At 72.1% G+C, this 24,253-nt stretch carries 15 protein-coding genes; 4 read left to right on the forward strand and 11 right to left on the reverse strand.

Annotation, left to right across the window (positions count from 1 at the left end; all coding sequences use genetic code 11):
• Positions 1–27 precede the first annotated feature (27 nt).
• From ACPEH2_RS02475 to ACPEH2_RS02490, 4 genes are read right to left on the reverse strand one after another with little or no spacing between them, the layout of a single operon-like run.
• Entirely contained in the window at positions 28–5,994 is a 5,967-nt protein-coding gene (locus tag ACPEH2_RS02475; protein ID WP_423718186.1) for an Ig-like domain-containing protein, read from the reverse strand.
• Positions 5,995–7,149 (reverse strand): serine/threonine-protein kinase, encoded by a 1,155-nt coding sequence (locus ACPEH2_RS02480; RefSeq protein WP_423718187.1) that lies wholly within the window; start codon positions 7,147–7,149, stop codon positions 5,995–5,997.
• Positions 7,146–8,258 (reverse strand): FHA domain-containing protein, encoded by a 1,113-nt coding sequence (locus ACPEH2_RS02485; protein WP_423718188.1) that lies wholly within the window; start codon positions 8,256–8,258, stop codon positions 7,146–7,148. The genes ACPEH2_RS02480 and ACPEH2_RS02485 overlap by 4 nt, the downstream gene beginning before the upstream one ends.
• Before the next feature lie 26 nt (positions 8,259–8,284).
• Positions 8,285–9,889 carry a dolichyl-phosphate-mannose--protein mannosyltransferase gene (locus ACPEH2_RS02490; RefSeq protein ID WP_423718189.1) on the reverse strand — a complete coding sequence of 535 codons (1,605 nt, stop codon included), beginning with the start codon at positions 9,887–9,889 and terminating at the stop codon, positions 8,285–8,287.
• 23 nt (positions 9,890–9,912) lie between these two features.
• Here ACPEH2_RS02490 and rsmI point away from each other — a divergent pair, with 23 nt between their 5' ends.
• Positions 9,913–10,728: a 16S rRNA (cytidine(1402)-2'-O)-methyltransferase gene (gene rsmI / locus ACPEH2_RS02495; protein ID WP_423718190.1), complete on the forward strand. Its 816-nt coding sequence runs from the start codon at positions 9,913–9,915 to the stop codon at positions 10,726–10,728.
• Positions 10,729–10,732: 4 nt separating this feature from the next.
• On the opposite strand, the gene ACPEH2_RS02500 is transcribed toward rsmI, so the two are convergent.
• The 5 genes from ACPEH2_RS02500 to ACPEH2_RS02520 form a co-directional block, all read right to left on the reverse strand.
• Positions 10,733–12,685, reverse strand: a complete 1,953-nt coding sequence (locus ACPEH2_RS02500; protein WP_423718191.1) for a glycoside hydrolase family 13 protein — start codon at positions 12,683–12,685, stop codon at positions 10,733–10,735.
• 99 nt (positions 12,686–12,784) lie between these two features.
• Positions 12,785–14,266, reverse strand: a complete 1,482-nt coding sequence (locus tag ACPEH2_RS02505) for an alpha-amylase (RefSeq protein WP_359917200.1) — start codon at positions 14,264–14,266, stop codon at positions 12,785–12,787.
• Positions 14,267–14,270: 4 nt separating this feature from the next.
• Entirely contained in the window at positions 14,271–15,230 is a 960-nt protein-coding gene (locus ACPEH2_RS02510; RefSeq protein WP_311284041.1) for a sugar ABC transporter permease, read from the reverse strand.
• Between the two features lies 1 nt (position 15,231).
• Complete coding sequence (locus ACPEH2_RS02515) at positions 15,232–16,863, reverse strand: ABC transporter permease subunit (RefSeq protein WP_311284040.1); 1,632 nt, start codon at positions 16,861–16,863, stop codon at positions 15,232–15,234.
• 81 nt (positions 16,864–16,944) lie between these two features.
• Entirely contained in the window at positions 16,945–18,192 is a 1,248-nt protein-coding gene (locus ACPEH2_RS02520) for a sugar ABC transporter substrate-binding protein (protein ID WP_359917205.1), read from the reverse strand.
• 203 nt (positions 18,193–18,395) lie between these two features.
• On the opposite strand from ACPEH2_RS02520, the gene ACPEH2_RS02525 reads away from it, so the two are divergent.
• The 3 genes from ACPEH2_RS02525 to ACPEH2_RS02535 all read left to right on the forward strand — a co-directional run bounded on the left by ACPEH2_RS02525 (position 18,396) and on the right by ACPEH2_RS02535 (position 21,934).
• Positions 18,396–19,409: a LacI family DNA-binding transcriptional regulator gene (locus ACPEH2_RS02525; RefSeq protein WP_311284038.1), complete on the forward strand. Its 1,014-nt coding sequence runs from the start codon at positions 18,396–18,398 to the stop codon at positions 19,407–19,409.
• A 75-nt stretch (positions 19,410–19,484) separates the two neighbouring features.
• Positions 19,485–21,053, forward strand: coding sequence for a methionine--tRNA ligase (metG, locus tag ACPEH2_RS02530; protein WP_423718193.1), 1,569 nt, complete (start codon positions 19,485–19,487; stop codon positions 21,051–21,053).
• On the forward strand, positions 21,050–21,934 hold the full coding sequence (locus tag ACPEH2_RS02535; protein WP_423718195.1) for a TatD family hydrolase: 885 nt from the start codon (positions 21,050–21,052) through the stop codon (positions 21,932–21,934). The genes metG and ACPEH2_RS02535 overlap by 4 nt, the downstream gene beginning before the upstream one ends.
• On the opposite strand, the gene ACPEH2_RS02540 is transcribed toward ACPEH2_RS02535, so the two are convergent.
• Positions 21,913–22,926 (reverse strand): LacI family DNA-binding transcriptional regulator, encoded by a 1,014-nt coding sequence (locus tag ACPEH2_RS02540; protein WP_423718196.1) that lies wholly within the window; start codon positions 22,924–22,926, stop codon positions 21,913–21,915. The genes ACPEH2_RS02535 and ACPEH2_RS02540 overlap by 22 nt on opposite strands.
• Positions 22,923–24,194 carry a glutamyl-tRNA reductase gene (locus ACPEH2_RS02545; protein WP_363378193.1) on the reverse strand — a complete coding sequence of 424 codons (1,272 nt, stop codon included), beginning with the start codon at positions 24,192–24,194 and terminating at the stop codon, positions 22,923–22,925. The genes ACPEH2_RS02540 and ACPEH2_RS02545 overlap by 4 nt, the downstream gene beginning before the upstream one ends.
• Positions 24,195–24,253: the final 59 nt, after the last annotated feature.

Here is a 24,253-nt window from a genome sequence, read left to right on the forward strand (position 1 = left end):
TCCTCTCGGGTCGCGTGGCGGGGGAGGTCATGGTCCCTCCGTGCCCGGCGGCGTGGTCTCGGTGGGGTCGGTGGGATCCGGGTCCGTGGGGGGAGGTTCGGCGGGCGGCGGGATCTGCTCGCAGTCGACGCCCACCGTCAGCTGGTCGAGTTCGCGCAGGGCGCCGGTCCACCGGATCGTGTACTCGACCCGCAGCGGTCCGAGTTCTCCCTCGGTGACATCCTTGCGGACGGATGCCACGTCTCCGCCGATGCCGCTCGGGAACCAGTCCGGGGTGTCCTCGTCGGACCGGCACGACGGCAGGTCGCTCGTGGCGACGAACACGGGCCAGTCGGCGCTGCCGCGGGCGGGCACGATGGGGGTCGAGTCGGAGCACTCGACCTCGATGCCGACGAAGGTGTCGCACCACTGCGCGGTCCACCGGTCGCCGGGCTCGTTCAGACGCGGGGCGAACGCGTCGACCACCTGCCCGTTGCGGAGGTACCGCAGGCGCGCGTCCTCGAACGGCGGCGCGCCCGGATCGCTGTGGGCGCTCGCCGCATACGTGAACCCCGATCCCTGGTCGCCGGTCGGGGTGGGCGACACGGTGTAGGTGAGCTCACCCGGTGCGCTGACGTTTCCCGTCGGTCGGGCGGTGATCTCGCCCGTGGTCACCCCGAAGCCGTCGCGGCCCTGATAGGTGCTCGTGACGCAGGCGTAGACCGTCTTGGAGCGGAAGGGCTCCGCCGGGAAGGTCCGGCGGGACTCGCGGCTGTCGGGGGTGCAGGCCGCGGCCGACTCGTCGCTGAACCCGAACAGCGGCTCGGTGCCGTCGCCCTCGGCGGTGACCTGCGCCGTGACGGTCATGGAGTCGGAGGTCGTCGTCTGGGTGAGCGTCACGGTCGGGGCTCCGACGCCGTGGGCGCGCAGGTCGAGGGAGCGCCCCTCGCTCGACCCGCCGGCGACGCGGGGCAGTTCGAACTCCGTGAGCGGGGTCGCCGTCAGGGTCTGCGCCTCGTTCGAGCCGATCCGGTAGCCCGTGAAGACCGCCGTGCCGTCCCGCACCGGCTGGGTGGCGCTGCCGGCGACGCCGCCCTGCAGTCGCACGCTCCCGGTCGTGTCGTCGAGTCCCGTGATCGTGACGGTCGCGCGTCCGCCGTCGCGGCCGTTCGGCACGGGGTCGAAGCTCGCTCCGGTCGGCCGCGCCGGGGGGCGGTACGACCACGCCTCGGTGCGGACCGTCCCGCGGGAGGTGCCCACGGCGTTGACCGCCCGGACCTCGTAGACCCGCTGCTCGCCCACGGGCGCGGCGATGGGCTCGCACCTGCCCGAGGCCGGGCACGAGGCGACGTCGCGGCCGCCCGTCGTGATCCGGTACCCCTCGACGGCCGGGTAGGAGGCGGCATCCGAGGTCACCCGCAGGGTCACCGAATCCGCCGTGTAGGCGGTCCATTCCAGTCGGGTGGGGTCGGCGGGCAGTCCCCGCAGGTCGAGCACGACCGACCCGTTGCGCTCGCCGCTGGACTGGCGGCCCTGGGCGTCCTCGACGACGAAGGTCCCGGCGCAGCGCGCCGCCCCCTCGGCTTCCGATCGCCAGCTCGCCCGCACCGCGCGGTCGCCCGCGGGCGCGAAGCTCACCCCGTCGCAGTTGCCGGCGCTCGACGCCGCGACCACGCGCAGGGGCGTGCCCGGGAGCGGGTTCACCTCGCCGTCGGCGCCGATCACCTCGATCGTGCACGAGGAGCGCCCGTCGGACTGCGAGCAGGCCTGCACCGCCGACCCGCCGCGCGGGAGCGCCGAGGGGGACGGGCCGACGGTGAGCACGAGGCTCGCGGGGCTCGCGTCGGGGTGGCTCGGGAGCGAGACGCGCACCTGCTCCTCGCGGCCGGGACGCGCCTCGTCGAGGGCCGTCACCGAGACGACGGCGCCGTCGGCGGCCACCTCGAACTGGTCCCCGCCGTAGGCGACGTCGAAGACGAGGGCGTCCTCGTCGGCGACGCCCGCCCACCGCACCATCCGGGTGAGGTCGTACGTCTGGGTCTGGCCGGGACGGACGGCGAGCGAGGCGCTGCGCAGCGACGGCTGCGGGATCTCCGCCTCGACCTCGACGGGGAGCGTGAGATACGTCGGCTGGTCCTGGCCGGCCACGCGGGCCGCGACGATGCAGGAATCCCGCCAGGGTGCGCCGCGCCCGGCCGTGTACCGCACGACGGTGCCCGACACGACGCGGCAGGAGGCGTCCGCGCGCGCCCCGCCGGCCTTCGTGCCGTCGGCGTCCACGACGAGGACGGCGTCGTCCGGCAGCGCCACGAAGTCGGCGACGTCCGTATCGACGCTCTCGCCCTCGCGCACGCGCAGCGGGTCGACGTCCGCGCGCAGGGCCACCCGGATGTCGTCCGTCCCGGGCACCCGCAGGAAGCCGTACGTCGTGACCTCTGTGCCGTCGTACGCGGTCCCTGCGACGGTGAAGGGGATCAGCCGGGTGCGCTCGGGGAGCGGCCCCGAGATCCGCCAGCCCGACACGCGGAGGTCCCGCTGCTCGCCCCACAGCCGCAGCGACAGTCCCGACGGGTCTCCCGCATTCCAGGCGACCCGGCCGCTCAGGACGTCGACGCCACGGGTGAAACCGTCGCGGTCCTCGATGGAGAGGACGGTGTCGGAGATCACGGGATGATCGGGGACGGGGTCGCGGACGACCTTCACCACGAGCAGCCCGATCGCGGTGTCGCCGTCGGCGTTGGACACCTCGTACGAGTACGAGAAGGTTCCGAGGGCCGTCCCGGCCACGACGGTCACGGCGCCGTCGTCGGCGACCGCGATGCGCTCGGAAAGCGCGGCGTACTCGGGACTGTCCTCGGGCGCGTTCGGCGTGACGCCGGTCAGGTCGAGCGTGCTCCCGAACGGGTCCACGTCGTTGTCGGCCGGGCGGATGACGACGGTGCTGTCGGCTCCGGCCTGCACCTGGACGTAGTCGCTGAACGTGACGGGGCTCGGGTCGCTCTGCTGGGCGATGACCCCGATGCGCACCTCGCCGGTACCCGTGCGACCCCGGGCATCCCTCACCCGGTACTGGAACCGCACCTGCCCCGCGGCGCCGTCGCGGCTCGTGTAGACGATCGAGCGGCCGTCGGCCGAGATCGTCGCCGAGCCTTCGGTGGGCTGGGTCGTGATGGCGTCGAGCGCGACGTCGTCGCCGTCGGGGTCGACCCCGTATCGGTCGAACGCGATCGCGACCGTTTGGCCCGCGACGACCCTTTCCTCGAGGGTGCGGGGAACGGGGTCGCGGTTGTCGTCTCCGCCGGTGACCGTCACCGTGACCCGTGCGGTGTCGACCACCTCGGGGAAGCCGAGGCGGTAGATCGTGTAGGTCAGCGCGTAGGTGCCCGCCTCGCGGGGCGCCAGGTAGCGCAGCATCCGTCCCGAGGCGAAGGCGAGGCCGCCGCCGGTCTCGTTCACGATCGACGACGGATCGATCGCGATGAGCGCGCCGGCGGGGGCGCGGTCGTTCTCCAGCACCGGGATGTCGATCTGCGTGCCGCCACGCACCGTCACCGTGTCGTCGACGGCGATGGGCGGTTCGGCGGATCCCGCCGGCAGCAGGATGACGGTGACCTCGCCCTCGGCCAGCGGAGCGCCGCCGTCGCGGCCGTCGGTGAGCCCGTAGCGCACGACGCCGAGGCGGCCCGGGCCGCCGTCGTCGGTCGTGCCGCTCACCCGCAGCAGGCTCTGGCCGACGAGGTCGACGCTGAGCGCGGCGGTCGGGTCGCTGTCGGGGCGGATGTCCTCGAGCAGCAGGACGACGCCGGCGGGATTGGATGCCGCCGACGCGACGTCGATCGTGGTGTCCTCGCCCGGGCGGACGAACGCCGTCAACGGGGGCGTCGTCACGACGGTGTCGTCGGGGTCGCGGACCGTGATGCGAGCCAGGGCGGAGGCTTCGCCCGCGCCGTCGCGGACGGAGTACTGGACGACGTAGGACCCCGCCTCGCGGGCGTCGAAGGTCATCCGCAACGCCGACGCGTTCGGGGTCACGGTCGTGCGCGCGGTGTCGAGGGCGACGAGCGAGCCGATCGTCAGCGCGCCCGAGGCGCCGCTCACGTGGGGGGAGAGGTCGATGTCGAGCGGCTCGCCCACGACACCCGTCGCCGCGAACGACTCCGCGCGCAGCTCGGGTGCCGGGGTCACGCGGACCGTGACGGTCTGCGTCGTCGTCGCGCCGCGCGCGTCCGAGACGACGACCGACACCGGGATGCTGGCGGCCTCCGTCGCACTCGGATCGGGATGCTGGTAGGTGAACTCGCCCTCGGGCGAGGTCGTGGCCGTCCCGACCGAGGGAGCGCCCTCGATCCCGGCGAGGTAGACGGGGTCGCCGTCGGGGTCGACCCAGCCGCGCAGCAGGTCGGCCGACACCGTGCCGCCGGGAGCCACGGACGGGGCGGGCCAGGTGGCGAGGCATCCTTCCACCCCGCACCAGACCGGCGCCGCGTTGTCCTCCTCCGCGACGATCCGCAGGGTGACGGTCGCGTACTCGGAGAGCCGACCCCCGGCGGACGTGCCGTCGGTGACGCGGTAGCGGAAGCTCGTGGTCCCGGTCGCGTCGGGCGCGACGCGGAACGCCAGCTGCTGCTCGGCGCCGGTGACGGCGACGGAGCCGAACGCCGCGTCGACCCCCTCGATGCCGCCGACGTCGATGCTGAGGACGTCCTCGTTGGGGTCGTGATCGTTCAGCAGAACGGGGAGCAGGGCGACCGAGCCGGCGCGCACCCCGAACGCGTCGTCGACGGCGACGGGAGGTTTCGGGTCGAGCACCCGCTCGACGGGATCGTCGTTCTGCGGCGCGGCCTCGCTGGTGTCCTCGACCCGCCACTGCTGCGACGACGGGATGAGCGCGCCGTCGGGAAGACGCCACACCCACCCCGAGCCGCGATCGTTCAGGGCCAGGCGCGAGCCGTTGCCGATGAAGACCGGGTCGACCCCGTCGCCGATGTCGGCGCCGGCGTAGTCGAGCGGCGTCGTCTCGGCCGGACGGCTGCTCGACCACAGCGTGCCGCCGGCGGCGCCGTCTCCGAGCCACGCGGCGTGCACGACGCCGTCCGAGGCCACGGGGACGGCCGGTGTGCCGAGGCCGGGGGAGTCCAGCACGCGCTCGGGATCGCCCGCGCCGAGGGGGATCCGCGTGACGCCGCCGGGGTCGGCGATGACGACGGCGTCCCCCGAGGTCGTGGCGCGCTGCAGCACCGCGCCGCTCACGGGCGTCGTGTCGGCGAGGTCGTCGCGGTCCTGCACGGCGACCTCGCCGGTCGCGACGTCGTACAGCACCCAGCGGCCGTCGACGGCGCTCACCTGTGCGTCGACGGGCGAGATCGGGGTCGGGTCCTGCCCCAGGATGCGACCGGTCGCCGCCTCGGCGCGCACGACCACGCTCTCGGCCGCCGAGTAGGCGTAGACGACACCGTCGGCGTCGACCGCGACGGCGGATGCCGCGAAGCGCGGCGCCTGCTCGCCGGGCTCTCTTTCCACCTCGGCGTACGGGTCGATCGGCGAGGCGGCGCCGCCTCCCGACAGCGTCGCCCCGAACACGCCGCCGCCCTCCGTGCGGTAGACGAGGGCGTCGCCCGCGGAGACGATCTCGACCGTGCCGGCGGGTGTCGGCGAGGAGGCGTCCTCGTCCTCACCGGTCAGGTCGGCGGGCTGGGCGAGATCGACGTCGGAGAACGCTGAGCCGCCCTCGCTGAAGACGAACAACCGGTCGGCGGTCTGCGCGACCTGGGTGCCGTTGACGACCTGTTTGACGGTGTCGACCTCGGCGAGGTCGAGGTTCACCCGTGCGTAGCCGCTGCCGGCGCCGGTCTGGAGAGCCCAGACCGTCGGGTCCTCGACCGGCGTCTGCTGGGCGTCGTAGCCGGGCCACACGGCGGCGAGCGTGCCGACCACCGCGACGATCGCGGCGACCGCACCGGCGCCGATCCACGTCGATCGGCGCACGCGAGGCCGGTCGGGCTGGGGTGAGGACATTCAGCCGGCCCCGCCGAGCAGGAGGAAGGTCGCGCCGGCGCCGGCGCCGGCCAGCACGATCCCGCCGATCGCCAGGGCGACGACGGTTCCGCGGCGCATCCGCGGGGCCGGTTCGGCGCCCGCGAGCACCGTGCCCTCGTCCGGGCGTCGCGGCGAGGCGGTGCGTCGGCGCTGGGGACGCGCGGACGCGTGGGCGACGGTCGGCCGCACGGGACCGCGGGGGCGGTCGTCGGCGAAATCCACGTGGGCGCCCGCGGACGCCCACTCGTCGACCGCGACCTCGAGCGGGGTGTGCGGGAGCCCCATCCGGTGCTGGATCATCTGCAGGTCGTGCGCGAAGGCCGCCGCTGAGGGGTGGCGGGCGGCGGGGTCGCGGCTGAGGGCGCGCGCGAGCACGGCGTCGAGCTCGGGCGGCATGTCGGCGCGGCCCACCGGCGTGTAGACCGCCTTGCGGATGCGGGCCTTCAACTGCTCCCGGGTGTTCTGCCCGCGGCCGGGACGCTCGAACGGGCTGCGGCCGGCCAGGAGCGAGTAGACCGTCGCCCCGAGACTCCACACCTCGGCGGCGATGGAGCCGGAGACCCGCTCGTCGACGACCTCGGGCGCCGACCACGGCACGGACATCGCGAAGACCTCCTCGGTGTCGGGCCTGCCCTCGACGGCGGCCGCGATGCCGAAGTCGGAGAGCACGGGGGACCCGAACGCCGTCACGAGGATGTTGGAGGGTTTGATGTCGCGGTGCAGCAGGCCCGCCCGGTGGGCGGTCTCGAGGGCGGACCCGATCTTCACGCCGAGCTGCAGCACCTCCGCGACCGGGATCTCCTCGCGGCGGTACCGGTGCGTCAGCGACGTGGGGCAGTACTCCATGACGAGGTAGGGACGGCCGTCGGCCGAGACGGAGGCCTCGTGGATCGTGAGGATCGAGGGGTGCGCGCTCAGGCGGGCCATGACGTCGGCCTCGGCGTTGAACATGCGCAGCACGTTCTCGTCGACGACGTCCTCCAGCAGCACCTTCACGGCGACGGGACGGCGGGGCAGGTTCTGCTCGAACAGGAACACGTCCGCGAAGCCGCCCGCGCCGAGCGGCCGCACGTAGGTGAAGCCCGACAGTCCGGGCGGGGTGGAGGGGAGCCTGCTGGACACGCCGTGCGTCATCCCGCCGTCAGTGGTCCGGCGGTGTCGAACACGGCCGTCACGCCGTCACCCAGGTCGAGTTCGGTCCCGAGGGGCACCCGCGACGCTGCCCCGCCGCGCAGGAGCGCCGCAGCGCCCGTCGGCGGCCGGACGATCGTGCCGTTCGTCGAGTCCAGGTCGCGCACCACGAGCGTGTCGCCGTCCAGGACCGCTTCGAGGTGCGTCCCCGAGATCTCCTTGCGCGGCGAGGGTACCGGTTCGATCCGGGCCCCCGGGTGGCGTGCGGGTCGCGGGCTGCGGCCGAGCACGACGGGACGGTCGAGCGGCACGCTGCGCCCTCCCGGCAGTCGCAGCGCGTACGCGGTCGCAGCGGATCCGCGTCGCGACCCGAACAGCGTCCGGTCGTCGGGCGCGTCGGCGACGGCGGCCGGCCGCTCGTCCTCGCGGAGGAAGTCGGGGAGCTCCAGCTCCTCGTCGTCGTCGAACGGACGCGCGAACAGGCTGCGGTCGACCGAGATCGTCTGCAGGACGTCGATCTCCTCGCCGCGCGCGGGTGCGGCGGAGGGGGCGGGCGCGGCGGGGGCGACGGTCGGGATCGCGACCGTCACGGGCGCCGCCGTCCCGCGGGGCGCCTCGCCCGCGGCGGCCGGGGTCACGTCGGCGTCGGGCTCGCGCCCGGCGGGGAAGGGGCGTCCCCACGACAGCTCGTCGGCGCGCGTGACGCCGAGACCCAGGGGCAGCAGGTCACCGCCGGTGCGTCCGGATCCGAGCGCCAGACGGATGCCGACGGCCCCCGCCAGCGCCGTCTCGATCCACGTGCGCGCATCCGCGCCCGAGACGCGCGTGCGGTCGGAGGTCTCGACGATCGCGGCACCGCGCACGGCGACGCGGACCGCATCCGCGCCGTCGTCGGGGAACTCCGCGACGGCGAAGTCGGGCAGGTCGTGGATGCCGCCCGCGACGAGCACGCTCAGTACGTCCTCGAGGACGGCGGTGTCGGCGGCGGCGGCGTTCCACAGCCGGGCGATGACACCCTCGGCGACACCGGAACCGAGGAGGATCGCGAAGCGGTCGCCCGCGATGGCGTACCCCGCTTCGGCGGCGAGCGTCGGGGTGGGGTAGCGGAACACGCCCCCAGCCTACTGACGGGTGGTGCTCAGACCCATCCCGGCAACCAGTTGTGCACCCAGTAGAACTCGTACGGGATGCGCATCGCGGACCACAGCGGGTACCAGAACGCCGAGACCGCGACGATGACGCCGAGGATGACGAGCACCGTGCGGCGCCCGACCGCCCGCCGGTCGGGGTCGGCGTGCGGCGACCCGGCGATCTCCCGCAGCGCGAAGGTGAGCGCGAGGACCAGGAAGGGGAGGATCAGCACCGTGTAGAACTGGAAGATCGTCCGGTTCGGGTAGAACAGCCACGGCACGTAGGTCGCGGCGATGCCGACGAGGACGATCCCCGCGCGCCAGTCGCGCGTGCGGACGCCGTGCACGGCGAGCCACAGCGCGGCGAGCACCCCGAGCCACCACAGCAGCGGGTTCGGCATCGAGTAGAGGATCTCGATGCAGCCGCGTGCACTTGCGCACCCGGCGACGCCGTCGGCGGTGCTGTTCGCGTACATCGACGTCGGCCGCAGCAGCAGGGGCCACTGCCACGCCGGACTCGCGTAGGGGTGCGACGAGGTGATCTCCGCCGTCGCCGTGTAGATCGTCCGGTGGTAGTGCCAGAGGTTCTGCAGCGGCAGCGGCACCCACGACCAGAACCCACGGGCCGGGTTCGCGTCGACGGCGTGCCGCTCGTAGCCGCCGTCGGTCGTGAGCCACGTGGTCCACGAGGCGAGGTACACGAGGACCGCCACCGGCACGAGGATCACGAAGGCCGCGGCTCCCTGGCGCACGGCATCCGCCGGCCAGAAGTGGATGCCGAGCCGTCGCCGCGCGAGCGCGTCGCTCACGACGACGTAGAGTCCGAGCGCCGCCAGCACCCACGCGCCCGACCACTTGACGCCGCACGCCGCGCCGCCGGCGATCCCCGCGGCGAACAGCCACGGCCGCCCCCACCGCACGGGGCCCCACCACGGCGCGCGGCCCGCGGCATCCCGTCGTCGCATCGCCTCGGCGAGCCGGTCGAGGTGACGTCGGCGATCGATCAGCACGAACCAGACCGAGAGCAGCACGAAGAGGGTGAGCAGCATGTCGAGGATCGCCACCCGGCTCATCACGATCGCGAGCCCGTCGATCGCCATCAGGCCGCCGGCGACCGAGCTGAAGAGGACCGAGCGGGTCAGCTGCCAGGCGATGAGGTAGAGGACGAGGACGGCGAGGGTGCCGGCCACGGCGACGGCGAACCGCCACCCGAACGACGAGGTCGGGCCGAACAGGGCCATCCCCGCCCCGATGAGGAATTTGCCGAGGGGGGGATGGACGACGAAGCTCGGCGCATCGAGGAAGATGTCCGTCTCGCCGTCCGTGAACCGGGCGTCGGCGCCGTCTGGCCAGGTGGCCGCGTACCCGAGGTTCCACTGACTCCAGGCATCCTTCACGTAATACGTCTCGTCGAAGACGATCGCGTGCGGGTGGGCGAGGTTCCAGAAGCGCAGGATGCCGGCGAGCAGGGTGACCGCCAGCGGGGCGAGCCACGCGAGTCGGCGGCGGAGCATCGCGTCGGCCGCGAGTCGCCACCGGGCGTCGTCGAGACGGGCGCCGAACGGCTGCCGCGCGGGGACCGCGGGCAGGAGCGGTTCCGCGGTCGAGCTCACGGCGACCAGCCTATGCTGGGGCGGTGCTGATCCTCGCCGCGACCCCCATCGGCAACCTGGGCGACGCGACGGGGCGGCTGCGCACCGCCCTCGAGGAGGCGACCATCGTCGCCGCCGAGGACACCCGGACGACGCAGCGCCTGCTGCAGGCGCTCGGGATCGCCAACCGCCCCCGCCTGGTGGCCTTGCACGACCACAACGAGAAGCAGCGCGCCGCGGAACTCGTCGCGCTCGCCGCCGACGAGGACGTCCTGCTGCTCAGCGACGCTGGCATGCCGACGGTCAGCGACCCCGGGTACGCGGTCGTGGCCGCGGCGGTCGAGCAGGGCGTCGACGTGACGGCCCTCCCCGGTCCCAGCGCGGTCATCACGGCGCTCGCCCTCGCGGGGCTGCCGACCGACCGGTTCACGTTCGAGGGGTTCGCCCCGCGCAAGCCGGGGGAGCGGCGGACGGTTTTCGGCGCGCTCGCCTCCGAGGCCCGCACGATGGTCTTCTTCGAGGCGCCGTCGCGCCTGGCCGAGACACTCGCCGCGATGGCGGAGGCGTTCGGTGCGGACCGTCGCGCCGCCGTCTGCCGCGAGCTGACGAAGCTGCACGAGGAGGTCGTGCGAGGCCCGCTCGGCGAGCTGGCGGAGTGGGCCGCCGCCGGCGTCCGCGGCGAGATCGTCGTCGTCGTGGAGGGGGCGAGCGTCCGCGCGGTCAGCGAGGACGACGCACTCGCCCAGGTGCAGCAGCTCGTCGGCGACGGCATCCGCTTGAAGGATGCCGCCGCCGAGGTCGCCGCAGCGACGGGGCTGAGCGCGCGCGACCTGTACCAGGCGGTGCTCGCCGCGCGCTGAGCGGTTACCGGGCGGGCCCGCCGAGCTGGGCGAAGGCCTCCGGGGTCGCCTCCGCCTCCGCCGCGCGCGACGGCGGCGCCGTCACACCAGGCAGCGCCCAGGCCGCGAACGCGGTGTCCGCGGCCCGGACGCGCACGTCGCCGGCATCCGTCACGGTCACCGTCGCATCGCCGTACAGCGCCGTCGCCGCCTCGGCGCCCGGCAGCAGCACCGCCGGGATCGTGGCGTCGGCCGCGCCGCGCGAGGCGAGCACCAGCACGCTCTCCTCGGCGCTCTCGCGGACGAACACCGCCGCCGCGTCGTCGACGTACAGCCACCGCAGGCCCCCCGTCGCCAGCACCGGATGCTCACGGCGCAGCCGCAGCATGTCGCGGTATAGCGCGATGCGCGCGGCGTGCGCGGGCTCGGCGGCACGGTCCCACGGCATCGGCGCGCGACTCATCTCGCCGTCCACGGCGTCCAGGCCGAACTCGTCCCCGGCGTAGACGACGGGCAGTCCCGGCAGGCTCACCGACAGACCCAGAGCGACCGGCACGGCGCCGTCCGCGGCGTACGTCGCGAACCGCGCCGTGTCGTGCGTGTCGAGTGCCGACATCGTTCCCAGCTGCACGCGCCACGGGATCTGGCTCGTGAACCGCTGCAGCTGTGCGACGAACTGCCGGGCGGTGTACCGCGGCATCCCGGTGGGGATGCCGAAGAACCACATGTCGTCCGTCTCCTCGCCGTCCCAGCCGTAGTGCGGAATGCGGCGCGCCTCGCCCAGCCACGCCCACACCCCGCGCGTGAACGCCGGGTAGGTCATGCCGCCGTGCCAGGCGTCGCCCTGCAGGTCGGTCGCGGCGTCGTTGGTCGACTCCGCCACGAGCAGCGTGTCGGGAGCGACATCGATCATCGTCCGCCGCAGCGCCTGACGCACCTCGGCGTTGAGGTCCTCCGCGCCGAGCCTCCCGGTCATGTTCGCGACGTCGATGCGCCAGCCGTCGATCGAGTACGGCGGCTTCAGCCACCGTGCGACGACCGAGTCGGGCCCGTCGATGAAACGGCGGCGCAGTTCGTCGGAGTTCCAGTTGAACTTCGGCAGTGTCGGCGCATCGAGCCACGTCTCGTACGTCGTGTTGTCGTCGTCGGAGAAGTAGTAGAACGCGCTCTCCGGCGCATCCGGATTGCCGTGGGCGGTGCGGAACCACTCGTGGGCGATGCCCGAGTGATTCGTCGTGAGATCGCCGATGACGCGGATGCCGCGGGCGTGCGCCGCCTCGATCATCCGGCGGTACGCGTCGTCGCCGCCGAGGACGGGATCGATCCGGTCGAAGCTCGACGCGTCGTAGCGGTGGTTGGACTCCGCCGGGAAGACCGGCGTGTGGTACAGCACGGTGACACCCAGGTCGACGAGATGGTCGAGCTTCTCGACGACGCCGTCGAGGTCGCCGCCATAGAACTGCCGCCCGCGCCCGGGGTGCACCGGGTCGAGCGGTTCGTCCCATGCGGCGGGGAGCGCCCACGCCGGCGCGGGGCGCTCGTCGGCCGCCGCCGACCGGGCGAAGCGGTCGGGGAAGATCTGGTACATGATGGCGTCGGCGAGCCACGACGGCGGCGGGTTGCCCGCGACGAGGGCGAAGTCCTGCCCGTCGAGGGCATCGATGTCGCTGAGGCCGCCCTGGTTCAGCACTTCGACGCGGCCGTCGGCGTGGACCAGGTGGAATCGGTAGCCGTGCCGGGGGTTGGCGACGGTGATGCGGGCGGTCCACCATTCCCAGCCGTCGGCGGCGCCGTCACGGACCGCGTCGACCCACGCCGGCTCGTGATCGGGATTGGAGCGCACGAGCACGCGGATGACCGGACCGTACCCGTCGGGAATGCGGATGCGGACATCGACCTCGTCGCCGAGGACCGGCGCGGGATGCGACACGTACAGCGGGGAGCCGTCGTGGTGGGGACGCAGGGCAGGGGTTGTCATGATGACCTCCAGGAGACGCCGACACCGACGTCGGCACGGATGCGACGTGGTTGCACAGCGGGAGCCATGACAGAGCCCTTGAGTTGTGCCTCGATCCTATTACAGACGCGCACCGATGTGGAGAGCGATCGCGCCCTCCGCGGGGACGTCTGCGGTGACCGTTCCGCCGCTCACCGCGACGGTCGTGCCGCCGCACGCGCCGGCCGAGATCCCACCGCCCGCGCCGCCGGAGATCACGTCGCAGTACCGGCCGTCGGGCAGTCCGACCGGGACGGTGGCCGCGGCATCCGCCTCGGAGGGGTTCACCAGCAGCAGCGCGCGCCCGTCGCGTTCGAAGCCGTAGACGTCGCCGTCGCCGACACCGGGCAGCCGGGGCGCGTCGGCCGCGACCCGGCGCAGCTCCAGCAGCCCCGCGATCGCGGTCCACGCTTCGGTGCAGACGCCCTCGCCATCGGCGTACTGCACCTTCGGGCCGGTGACGCCGGCGCAGTCCCAGCCGATGACCCGGCCGTCGGCGTCCTGCGGGGCGCCCGCGTCACGGTCGCTGAAGGCGTAGCCCGAGTAGACCACCGGCGTGCCGTAATCGTCGGCGAGCATGAGCGCGTTCGCGATGAGATAGAGGCCGCCGTCACGGTAGGTGACGGAGGCCTCGCCACGCTCGGTGTCGTGGTTGTCGACGAACACGACGGCATCCGCGCTGGGCACGTGCAGCGGCCGCGCGGAGGCCGGCCCGACACCGAGCGCGGGGTCGGTGATGACGCCCGCCTTCAGCCCGGGCCCGAGGTCCCGCGCGTACTGGAACTCGAACACCTTCCCGGCGCCGGTGTACTCCTCGGGCTGCACGGGCTCCGACCCCGAACCGCGGATGACCTCGCTCATGATGACGGTGTCCTCCGGCAGCAGGTCGACGATCGCCTGCACGTCGCCGGCGGCCATGTGCTTGGCGGCGTCGATGCGGAAACCGGCCACACCGAGGTCCCGCAGATGCCGGAGGGAGCGGGCGATCGTCTCGCGCACGGTAGCCGACCCGGTGTCGAGGTCGGCGAGGTTCGACAGCTCGCACGTCTGCACCTGCTCGCGCGAGCTGTAGTCGGCGATGTCGTCATCCGCGGTCAGGCCGCAGTGGTGGAAGTCGCCCTCGTCGTACAGGCCCGGGTAGTCATAGTGGGTGAACGCCGTCCCGGCGACGCCCGTGCCGGCGTCGATGCCCGCCATGTGGTTGACGACGGCATCCGCGATCACTGCGACACCCACGGCGGCGCACCGCGACACCATGTCGGCGAATTCCGCCTCGGTGCCGAGCTTCGAGTCCACCCGGTACGAGACCGGCTGGTAGCTCGTCCACCACTGCGCGCCCTCGATGTGCTCCTGCGGGGGAGAGGTCAGCACCCACGCGAACCCGGCCGGTCCGATCGTCGACTCGCACTCCTCGGCGATCGACGTCCACGGCCGCTGGAAGAGCTGCACGCCGGCATCCGCGGGCTTCTCGCGGTCGACGGCGACGGGCGCCGTGCACGCGGCGAGGGCGGATGCCGCGAGCACGGCGATCATCGCCGCCGCGGCGGCGCGGCGCCCCGGCATCCGACTACTTCACCGAACCGGCCGTCAGGCCGCCCACGATGAACCGCTGCAGCGACAGGAACAGCGCCATCGGCAGGATCGCCGCGAGCACGGCACCGGCCGCGAAGACGCTCCAGTTGCGCGCCGTCTCCTGCGAGACGAACTGGTACAGGCCGACCGCGAGGGTCTGCTTGTCCGGGTCGACGAGGATGATCGACGCGATCAGGAAGTCGTTGGTCGTGCCGATGAAGCTCAGCAGACCGATGACGGCGAGCACCGGCGCGACCAGCCGCAGGATGATCGTGAAGAAGATACGCGCGTGGCCGGCGCCGTCGATCTTGGCCGCCTCGTCGATGGATGCCGGGACGGTGTTGAAGAACCCGTACATGAGGAACGTGTTCACGCCCAGCGCACCGCCCAGATACACCATGATCAGGCCGAGCTGCGAGTTCAGGCCGAGCGCCGGGAAGATGTCGCCGATCGCGCTCATCAGCAGGAAGATCGCGACGACGGCGAGCAGCTGCGGGAACATCTGCACCAGCAGCAGCGTCAGCAGGCCGAACCGGCGCCCCGTGAAGCGCAGGCGTGAGAACGCGTACGCCGCCAGGGCGCACAGCACGACGGTGAAGAACGAGGTCGTGAGGCCGATGAAGATCGTGTTCACGAACCAGTTGCCGTACGGGCGCAGCGGGTCCTGGAACAGGGCGATGTAGGCGCCCAGATCGACGTTCGCGAACAGGTTGTTGGCCGTCAGCAGCGTGCCGCCGGGGTTGAGAGAGGCCGACAGCACGTAGACGAGGGGGAACCCCGCGAACACGAGCATGACGATGCCGATGATGTGGCGCCAGCCGGTCTCGCGGAACCAGCGGCCGAAGGGGCGCCGCGGCTCCTTCGCCCCGGGGTCGCCGGCGCTGCCGGCGCCGCCGCTGCTGCCGACGCCGGGAACAGCGCCGGGGACGGTCAGGGTCTCAGGAATGGTGGTCATGTCAGTTCAGCTCCTCGAGAACCTTGGTCTGACGGAAGCTGAGGTACGAGATCGCCGCCACCAGCACGAAGATGATGATCGAGAAGGCGCTCGCCAGGCCGTAGTCGCGATCCGCGCCGACGAAGGCCACCTTGTAGACCATCGAGATGAGGATGTCGCTCGCGCCGACGTTGATGGAGGCATCCGCGAACCGCGGGCCCCCGCCGGTGAGCATGTAGATCAGGTTGAAGTTGTTGAAGTTGAACGCGAACGACGAGATCAGCAGCGGCGCCACCGACACCAGCAGCAGCGGGAACTTGATGTGGCGGAAGATCTGCCACACGCCCGCGCCGTCAACGCGGCCGGCCTCCTGGATGTCCTCGGGGATCGCCTGGATGGCGCCCGTCGTGACGAGGAACATGTACGGGAAGCCCAGCCACAGGTTGACGATGAGGATCGAGACCTTCGCCAGGAACGGATCCTGCAGCCAGGGGATGGATGCTCCGCCCAGCAGCGTCTGGTTGATGAAGCCGAAGTCCTGATTGAACATGCCCTGCCACACGAGCGCCGACAGGAACGCCGGGAACGCGTAGGGGAGGATCATGATCACGCGGTAGTACTTCTTGCTCTTCATCCGCGGATCGTTGAAGACGATCGCGAGGAACAGGCCGAGCGCGAAGGTCGTGGCGACCGACAGAATCGCGAACACGAACGTCCACACCAGCACGGCGAAGAACGGCCCGCGGATCGAGTCGGTCGTGAAGGCGCGGACGAAGTTGTCCATGCCGACCCACACCTGCCAGCCCGTGGCGAGGGTCTGACCGTCGTCGGATTCGAACGAGCCGTTGCCGTTGTCGTGGTAGACGACGCCGGTGTCGGTGTTCGTCATCGTGTCGGCATCCGGGTCCCACTCCAGCGTCGAGACGAACTGGTATGCCGTCGAGCCGTCGCGGGTCTGCAGGGTGCCGTCGTTGGGGTCGTCGGAGAAGGGGACGGCGATCGCGGTGATCACGGCCTGGTTCGCGACGATCTGGCTGAAGTCGAGAGTCGTGTATCCGGGCACGGACACCGCGCGGTCGCCGGAGAACTCTGCGTCGGGCGCCGGCTCGAGCGGACGCTCTGTGCCGCCGATCTCGGCGTCGCCGTCGGGGGTCGTCGCGAGCAGGAAGAACTGGCCGTTCTGCTCGAGGATCGACACGGGGTAGGCCGCGGAGTCCTCGACGCGCTGCTGGTTCTGGATCAGCAGCGCGTTGACGGCGTCGTCCTTCGTGGAGATGTGCCCCGAGCCGTAGTTGGTGAAGGCGATGTAGATGCAGTAGAGCACCACGAAGATCTGGAAGACGAACAGGAACACGAGCCCCGGCGTCAGGTACTTGGCCGGCAGCATGCCCGGCACGAGATAGACCACGTTGATCGCGATGACGCCGAGGGCGATGATCGCGGCGACGAGGAGGTTGCCCTCGCCCAGCAGCACGAAGATGGCGTAGAGGGCCATCGCGTCGATGATGCCGAGGCAGACGATCTTGACGAGCCAGACCTTCCAGCCGGCCCCGGCAGCTTCGGCCCAGGCCTCGGCGCGCTTGCGGCGGCGGGCGGCGGCGCGGTCTTCGGGTGCGCGGGTGGGGGGTGGATCGGTGAGTGTGGATCCCGTCATCGTCGACTCCAGTCGTGGCCTTAAGGGGAGCGTAGAGTCGGGGCGGCGCCTGGTCCAGACGCCGCCCCGGAATGGTGAGGCTCAGCCGAGCTTGCTCTTGATGGAGTCGGCCATCTTGACCCAGTCACCGGCCGGGTCGGAGGAGCCCTTGAGGAGGGCGGCCTCGGTCTTGCCCCAGTCGTCCCATACCGAGCCCATCTGCGGGACGCTCGGCATCGGGACGGCGTTGGCGCCGACCTGCGCGAAGCCCGCGATGAGCGGGTCGGACTGCGCGGCCTCGAACGACTCCGTCAGTGCCGGCGGGCGTCCACCGGCCTCGAACAGCGCGGTCTGCACATCGGCGGTCGCGATGTAGTTCACGAGGAACTCGTTCGCGATGAGGGCGTTGTTGCTCTTCGCGCTCAGGAAGAACGTCTGCACACCGGCGAACGGCTGCGCCGCGGAGTCACCGGTGGTGGGGATGGCGTCAACGGCCACGTCGATGCCCGCCTTCTGCGCGTCCGCGACGTTCCACGGGCCGGACAGGAAGTAGGGCGACTTGCCGGCGTTGAACGCCTCCTTGGCGAGGTCGCCGGACAGGTTGAGGTTCAGCACCTTCGTGCCGGTGTCGCCCTGCGCGGTCAGCCACGCGGCGAACGCCTGGCCCGCCTCGTCGCCGATGGTCAGCTGGCTCGCGTCGTACGAGCCGTCGGCGTTCTGCGCGAAGACCGAGTTGCCGAACGACGTCTGGAACGGGTACAGGTGGTACGGGTCCGAGGCCTGCGGGTCGAGGCCCACGACGAACGGGTACTCGGTGCCGGCCGCCTGGCCCTTGGCGATCATCTCGTCGTAGGTGCCGGGCGTGGAGTCGGCGAGGGCGGTGTTGCGCAGGATCGCGATGTTCTCGATCGCGTAGGGCAGCCCGTAGGTCTTGCCGTCGTAGGTCACGGCCTGGATGGCGACCTTCTCGAAGTCGGCGGTCTTGTCGCCGAGCTCGACCGGGGCGACGATGCCGTCCTTGACGAACGCGCCGATCCAGTCGTGGCCGCCGATCGTGATGTCGGGGCCCTTGCCGGTGGGGACCTGCGCCGTGAACTCGTCGCGGATCTTGCCGTAGTCCTTGACGACCAGGTTGACCTTGACGCCCTTCTCCTGCTCGAACGTCTTCGCGACGTCTTCGAGCGCGCGGGCGCGGTCGGCGTCGACCCAGACGGTCAGCGCGCCGGCGCTGGCCGCGTCGTCGCTGCTGGTCGGCTCTGCGGTCGTGCCGCCGGCGCAGCCGGCAAGCGCGAGGATGCTCGTCGCGACGAGCATTCCGACGGCGACGGCGCCCTTCTTCTTCACCTTCATTGGTGTGCCTCTCTCTTGTGACGGGGCCAGGGGAACAGGTGTCCCGCTGCGCCCACGCGCTGTGGCCGCGCGAGTCGCCGGCGGGGCCATTCTTACTTCCGACGCCGTCTCGCAAGGCGTTTCGTTATGCAACTGTGACCGGTCACAGGGTACGCGGTTCGATCACGTTATCACAGCGCCGGAACGATGTAGAGTCTGCTCTCGTGGCATCCACCGAGAGCTCCCGAAAACCGACGATCCGCGACGTCGCGGCGGTCGCCGGCGTGTCCCACGGCACGGTCTCGCGCGTGATCAACGGCGGCCACTGGGTGTCGCCGGAAGCGCGCGCCGCGGTGGAGGAGGCCATCCGTACGACGGGGTACACGGCCAACCATGCCGCCCGGAGCCTTGCGACCGGCCGCTCCGGCTCGATCGCGTTCCTCCTCACCGAACCGCAGCACCTGCTGTTCTCCGACCCGATCTTCTCGCTGCTGCTGCGCGGTGCCACCGAGGCGCTGGCCGAGCGGTCTATGACGCTGGTGCTCCTCATCGCCGACAGTGCCGACAAGCAGGCCGGCGTGGAGCGCTACGTCCGGGCCGGCCACGTCGACGGCGTGCTGCTCGTCTCCTCCCACGCCTCCGACGCCCTCCTCGCGTCGCTGGTGTCGGCGGGCGTCGCGACGGTGTGCACCGGCATCCCCACCGGTGCTGCGGCGTCGGTGCCGAACGTCGCCGTCGACGAGGTGGGATCGGCGCGCATGATGACCCGGTATCTCATGGACCAGGGGCACCGCCGCATCGCGCTCATCGCCGGACCCGCCGACACCCCGGGCGGCAAGTTCCGTCTCGAGGGGTTCCAGGCGGAGCTCGGCCCGCGGTTCGATCCGCAGCTCGTCGAGCACGGCAGCTACGAAAGCGCGAGCGGGGATGCCGCCATGACCCGGCTGCTGGAGCGGGCCCCCGACGTCGACGCGGTGTTCGCGGCCAGTGACATCATGGCCGTCGGTGCGATCGCCGCGCTGCGGCGTGCCGGCCGGCGGGTGCCCGAGGACGTCGCCGTCGCCGGCTTCGATGACTCCGGCCTCGCCGCCACGCACCAGCCGCCGCTGACGACGATCCGTCAGCCCTGGGCGCAGATCAGCTCGACGATGGTGGACATGGTGCTCGACATCGTCGCCGGGGTGCCGCGGGAGCCCCCCGTCCTGCCGACGACCCTCGTCGTGCGCGAGAGCGCCTGACGGCGCGGCTGCGCGAGGGCGCCGGTGCTCGTCACAGAGCAGGAGCGCCCCGGGGGTGCCGCCTAGAATCGTCGAGTGAGCACCGGTCAGTCCTTCTACATCACGACGCCGATCTACTACCCGAGCGATCTGCCGCACATCGGCCACGGGTACACGACGGTCGCCGTCGACGCGCTCGCGCGCTGGCACCGCCAGGCGGGAGACGACACCTGGATGCTCACCGGCACCGACGAGCACGGTCAGAAGATGCTCCGCGCCGCCGCGGCCAACGGCGTGACGCCGCAGGAGTGGGTGGACAAGCTCGTCACCGAGAGCTGGTTCCCGCTGCTGCGGACCCTCGACGTCGCCAACGACGACTTCATCCGCACGACGCAGCCGCGCCACGAGGAGCGGGTCCAGCAGTTCGTGCAGGCCCTGTACGACCGCGGCTACATCTACGCGGGGGAGTACGAGGCGCTGTACTGCGTCGGCTGCGAGGAGTTCAAGCCCGAGGCCGAGATCGTCGACGGCACGGGTCCCTTCGAGGGCCTCAAGGTGTGCGCCATCCACTCGAAGCCGTTGGAGCTGCTGCAGGAGAAGAACTACTTCTTCAAGCTCAGCGAGTTCCAGGACCGGCTGCTCGAGCTGTACCGGAGCCAGCCCGACTTCGTGCGTCCCGATTCCGCCCGCAACGAGGTCGTCTCGTTCGTGCGGTCGGGGCTGAAGGACCTCTCCATCTCGCGGTCCGCGTTCGACTGGGGCATCCGGGTGCCGTGGGACGAGTCGCACGTCATCTACGTATGGGTCGACGCGCTCTTGAACTACGCGACGGCCGTCGGCTACGGCGACGACCCGACGGAATTCGAGCGGCGGTGGCCGGCCTACCACGTGGTCGGCAAGGACATCCTCCGTTTCCACGCCGTCATCTGGCCCGCCATGCTGATGGCCGCCGGTCTCGAGGTGCCGAAGGGGATCTTCGCCCACGGCTGGCTTCTCGTCGGCGGCGAGAAGATGTCGAAGTCGAAGCTCACCGGCATCGCGCCGACCGAGATCACCGATGTCTTCGGTTCCGATGCCTACCGGTTCTACTTCCTCTCCGCGATCGCGTTCGGACAGGACGGCTCGTTCTCGTGGGAGGACCTGTCGGCGCGCTACCAGGCCGAGCTCGCCAACGGTTTCGGCAACCTCGCCTCGCGCACGATCGCGATGATCGGGCGCTACTTCGACGGTGTCGTGCCCACTCCGGGTGAGCCGACCGAGCTGGACCTCCGGGTGCAGCGGACGGTGGCGGATGCCGCGACCGCCGCCGATGCCGCGATGACCGCGTTCCGCCCCGACGAGGCGATCTCGGCCATCTGGACGATCGTCGACGAGCTCAACGGCTACATCACCGAGAACGAGCCCTGGGCGCTCGCGAAGGACGACGCGAACCGGGAGCGGCTCTCGACGGTGCTCTACACGGCCGCCGAGGGACTGCGCGCGCTCGCCGTGCTGCTCTCGCCGGTCATGCCGCAGTCGACGGCGACCCTCTGGGGCGCGCTCGGCGCTCCGGGCGAGCTGACGGCGCAGCCGCTGCGCGAGGCGGGCACGTGGGGGCAGCTGCCGGCGGGTACCCGCGTCGGCTCGCTCGCGCCGCTGTTCCCGCGCGTCGAGCAGAGCGCATGACGGACGACCCGAGCACCTACGTCCGCCAGCGCGAGCAGTCCGCGCGCGACGTTCGATGGCCGGATGCGCCGGAGCCCCTCCCGGTCGCCGTCTACGACAACCACGCGCACCTCGAGATCGAGGACGGCGACGAGCCGCGCGGCCTGGACGAGCAGCTCGCCCGCGCTGCGGAGGTCGGCGTCGTGGGCGTCGTGCAGGCGGGGGGCGACATCGAGTCCTCGCGCTGGTCGGCGTGGGCCGCGGCATCCCACCCCGCGGTGCTGGCCGCCGTCGCGATCCACCCGAACGAGGCGCCGGCGTACGCGGCCGCCGGGCGGCTGGACGAGGCGATCGCCGTCATCGACGAGCTCGCCGCGCAGCCGCGCGTGCGGGCGGTCGGCGAGACGGGTCTGGACTTCTTCCGGACCGACGAGGACGGGATCCCCGCCCAGGTCGCGAGCTTCGAGGCGCACATCGACATCGCGAAGCGGCACGGGATCGCGATGCAGATCCACGATCGCGACGCGCACGAGGCCGTCCTCGAGACCCTCGAGCGGGTCGGCGCGCCGGAGCGCACCGTCTTCCACTGCTTCTCGGGCGATGCCGACATGGCCCGGTACTGCGCCGACCGCGGCTACTGGCTGAGCTTCGCCGGGAACGTCACGTTCAAGAACGCGCAGAACCTGCGGGACGCCCTCGCCGTGACCCCGCGCGAGCGGATCCTCGTCGAGACGGATGCGCCCTTCCTCACCCCGACACCGCACCGCGGTCGCCCCAACGCCCCGTACCTCGTGCCGGTGACGGTGCGGTTCCTGGCCGCCGAGCTCGGTATGCCCCTCGAGGAACTGTGCGCACAGCTCGCGCAGAACACGCTCGAGGTCTACGGCGCCTTCACCGACTGAGGCAGCGCGACGGCCATCGGCGGACGGGTCGTCGATCCCGGCACGAGTTCCCACGGCAGATCGACCACCCGGGGGCCGTCGTCGAGCAGAGCGCCGGGGAGCGTGTCGAACATCGCCTGGGCGGCGAGGTCGGGACGGATGCAGACGTGCGTCACGCCGAGGCGGCGGTTGACGGCGCAGTCGGTGGTGCAGAGCGCGACGAGTTGGACGTCGCGGGGGATGACGAGGCGCATCTCCTCGAGCTGCAGGTAGACGTCGGGCCCGTCCTCGGCTCCGGCGAAGATCGCGTCCGCACCGTCGGCGAGGACGTCGGTGATGAGGCGCGGCAGCGTGCGCCGCGAGGCGTCGACGGCGCGCACCAGCGGCTCGCGGCCGCGGACCGAACTCCAGATCTCGTACGCGGCGCGTCCGATCTCGTCGCGGGGGGCGCCGCCGTCCTCGGTGAGGAAGGCGATGCGGCGGGCGCCGGCGCGTTCGAGGTCGTCGAGTCCCGCCCGGACGGCCGCGTCGTACCCCGTGCGGATGCTGAGTCCGCGCGATCCGTCGACGAACTGGTCGTCCGCGACGATCGGGATGCCGCGTGCGATGGCCGCGAGCAGGAGTTCCCGGTTGCCGCGCGCATCGGGCACATAGAGCGCGTCGAGCGTCGTGCCGGCGATGAGGTCGGGGGTCGAGTCGGGGAGGACGGTCACGGTGAAACCGTGGGCCGCGGAGGCCCGGACGAGCGAGGTCAGCTTGCGCGCGCGCTGGAGCTCGCCGCGCCGGTCGTCGTCGGGGTCGTCGCCCATGACGAACCCGACCGTCATCGTCCGGCCGCTGCGCAGCGCCGCGGCGTGGCGGTTGGGGACGTAACCGAGTTCGGCGGCGATGGCCTTGATGCGTTCCCGCGTCTCGGGTCGCATGCTGCCGCGATCGTTGAGCGCCTGGCTGATGGCCGCCGTCGACACGCCTGCGGCGCGCGCGATGTCCTTCAGCGTGACGCTCGCGCTCACGGCTGCTCGCCCTCGTCCGGTGAGGCGCCCTCGCGCGACCCGGGCAGCACGGTGCGGACCGCCTCGGCCCACTCGGGACCGGCGCCCGAGGAGGCGAGCGTGTGGCCGCGTGCGATGAGCTGGTGCAGCAGCACGCCCGAGAAGTGGCGGAGCGCCGTCTCGACCTCGGCCGAGTCGCCGCGCCGTCGTGCGCGGGTGAGTTCCTCGTCCAGCACGCCGTGCACGAACCGGCGGAGGTCGACGACCGAGGGGGACACCTCGTGCACGCGCCGGGCGGCGGCGTGCCGCTTGGCGGCGGCCTGGACGATCTCGCGCGCCTGGCCGACGGTCTCGGCCTCGTCGACGGGGGCGTGCAGTCGGATGGTCTCGAGGTCGAGGAGTTCGACGCTGGGCAGCAGCGCCACCTCGGGGTCGACGTTGCGGGGCAGGCCCAGGTCGATGATCACCTGCGCGCGGGTGCTCCCGGCGCGGGCGGTCGCGTGAGAGAAGGCGTCGAGGGCGAAGGTGTCGGTCGTCGCCGTGCAGGTGACGACGATGTCGGCGGCTGCGGCCTCGGCGGCGTAATCGTCGACGCCGACGTGGACGAGGTGCTCGCGATTGGCGAACTTCTGGCGCCCCGACCGCGAGTGCACGCGGATGTCGGTGGCCCCGACCGCTCGCAGGGCGGCGAGGGCCGCCGCGGCGTAGCGTCCCGTGCCCACGAGGAGGACGCGGGCGGTCGCCCAGTCGACGCGGGGGCTCACGAGGTCGACAGCGAGACGGACGAGCGAACGCCCGGACTCACCGAGCCGCGTCGTGTTCTTGACGGCGCGGGAGGTCTCGGTGGCGCGCTGGAAGAGGTGCTCGAGCGGCGCGGTCGTCAGGCCGCGGCCGCGCGCGGCCTCGAGGGCGCGTCGCACCTGCCCGGCGATCTCGTCCTCGCCGACGGCGACGGAGTCGAGTCCCGACGCGACCGTGAAGAGGTGGTGGGCGACCTGGTTGCCGTGGGCGAAGTCGACGTTCTCGCGGAGGGACCGGTAGTCCATGTCGGCGGCGCCGGCGATCGCCTCCATCGCGGCATCCATCGCGGGGACGGGCGAGGCGAGGTCGGGTTCCTCGGCGAGGTCGAAGTACGCCTCGAACCGGTTGCAGGTCGCGAGCACGACCGCCCCGCGGACCGACTCGTGGACCGCGGACAGGCGCTCGGCGAGGTCGTCTCCGACCGTCGAGAGCCGCTCGAGGGAATCGAACGGCGTGGAGCGCTGATGCGCGGTCAGGCAGACGAGCACGGTGCGGAGAACCCCCTTGGATCAGGATTAGTATATCGATTAACCGATTCGAGGAGTCC

It is taken from the genome of Microbacterium sp. NPDC064942, assembly GCF_049545525.1.
Classification (GTDB): domain Bacteria; phylum Actinomycetota; class Actinomycetes; order Actinomycetales; family Microbacteriaceae; genus Microbacterium; species Microbacterium gawkjiense.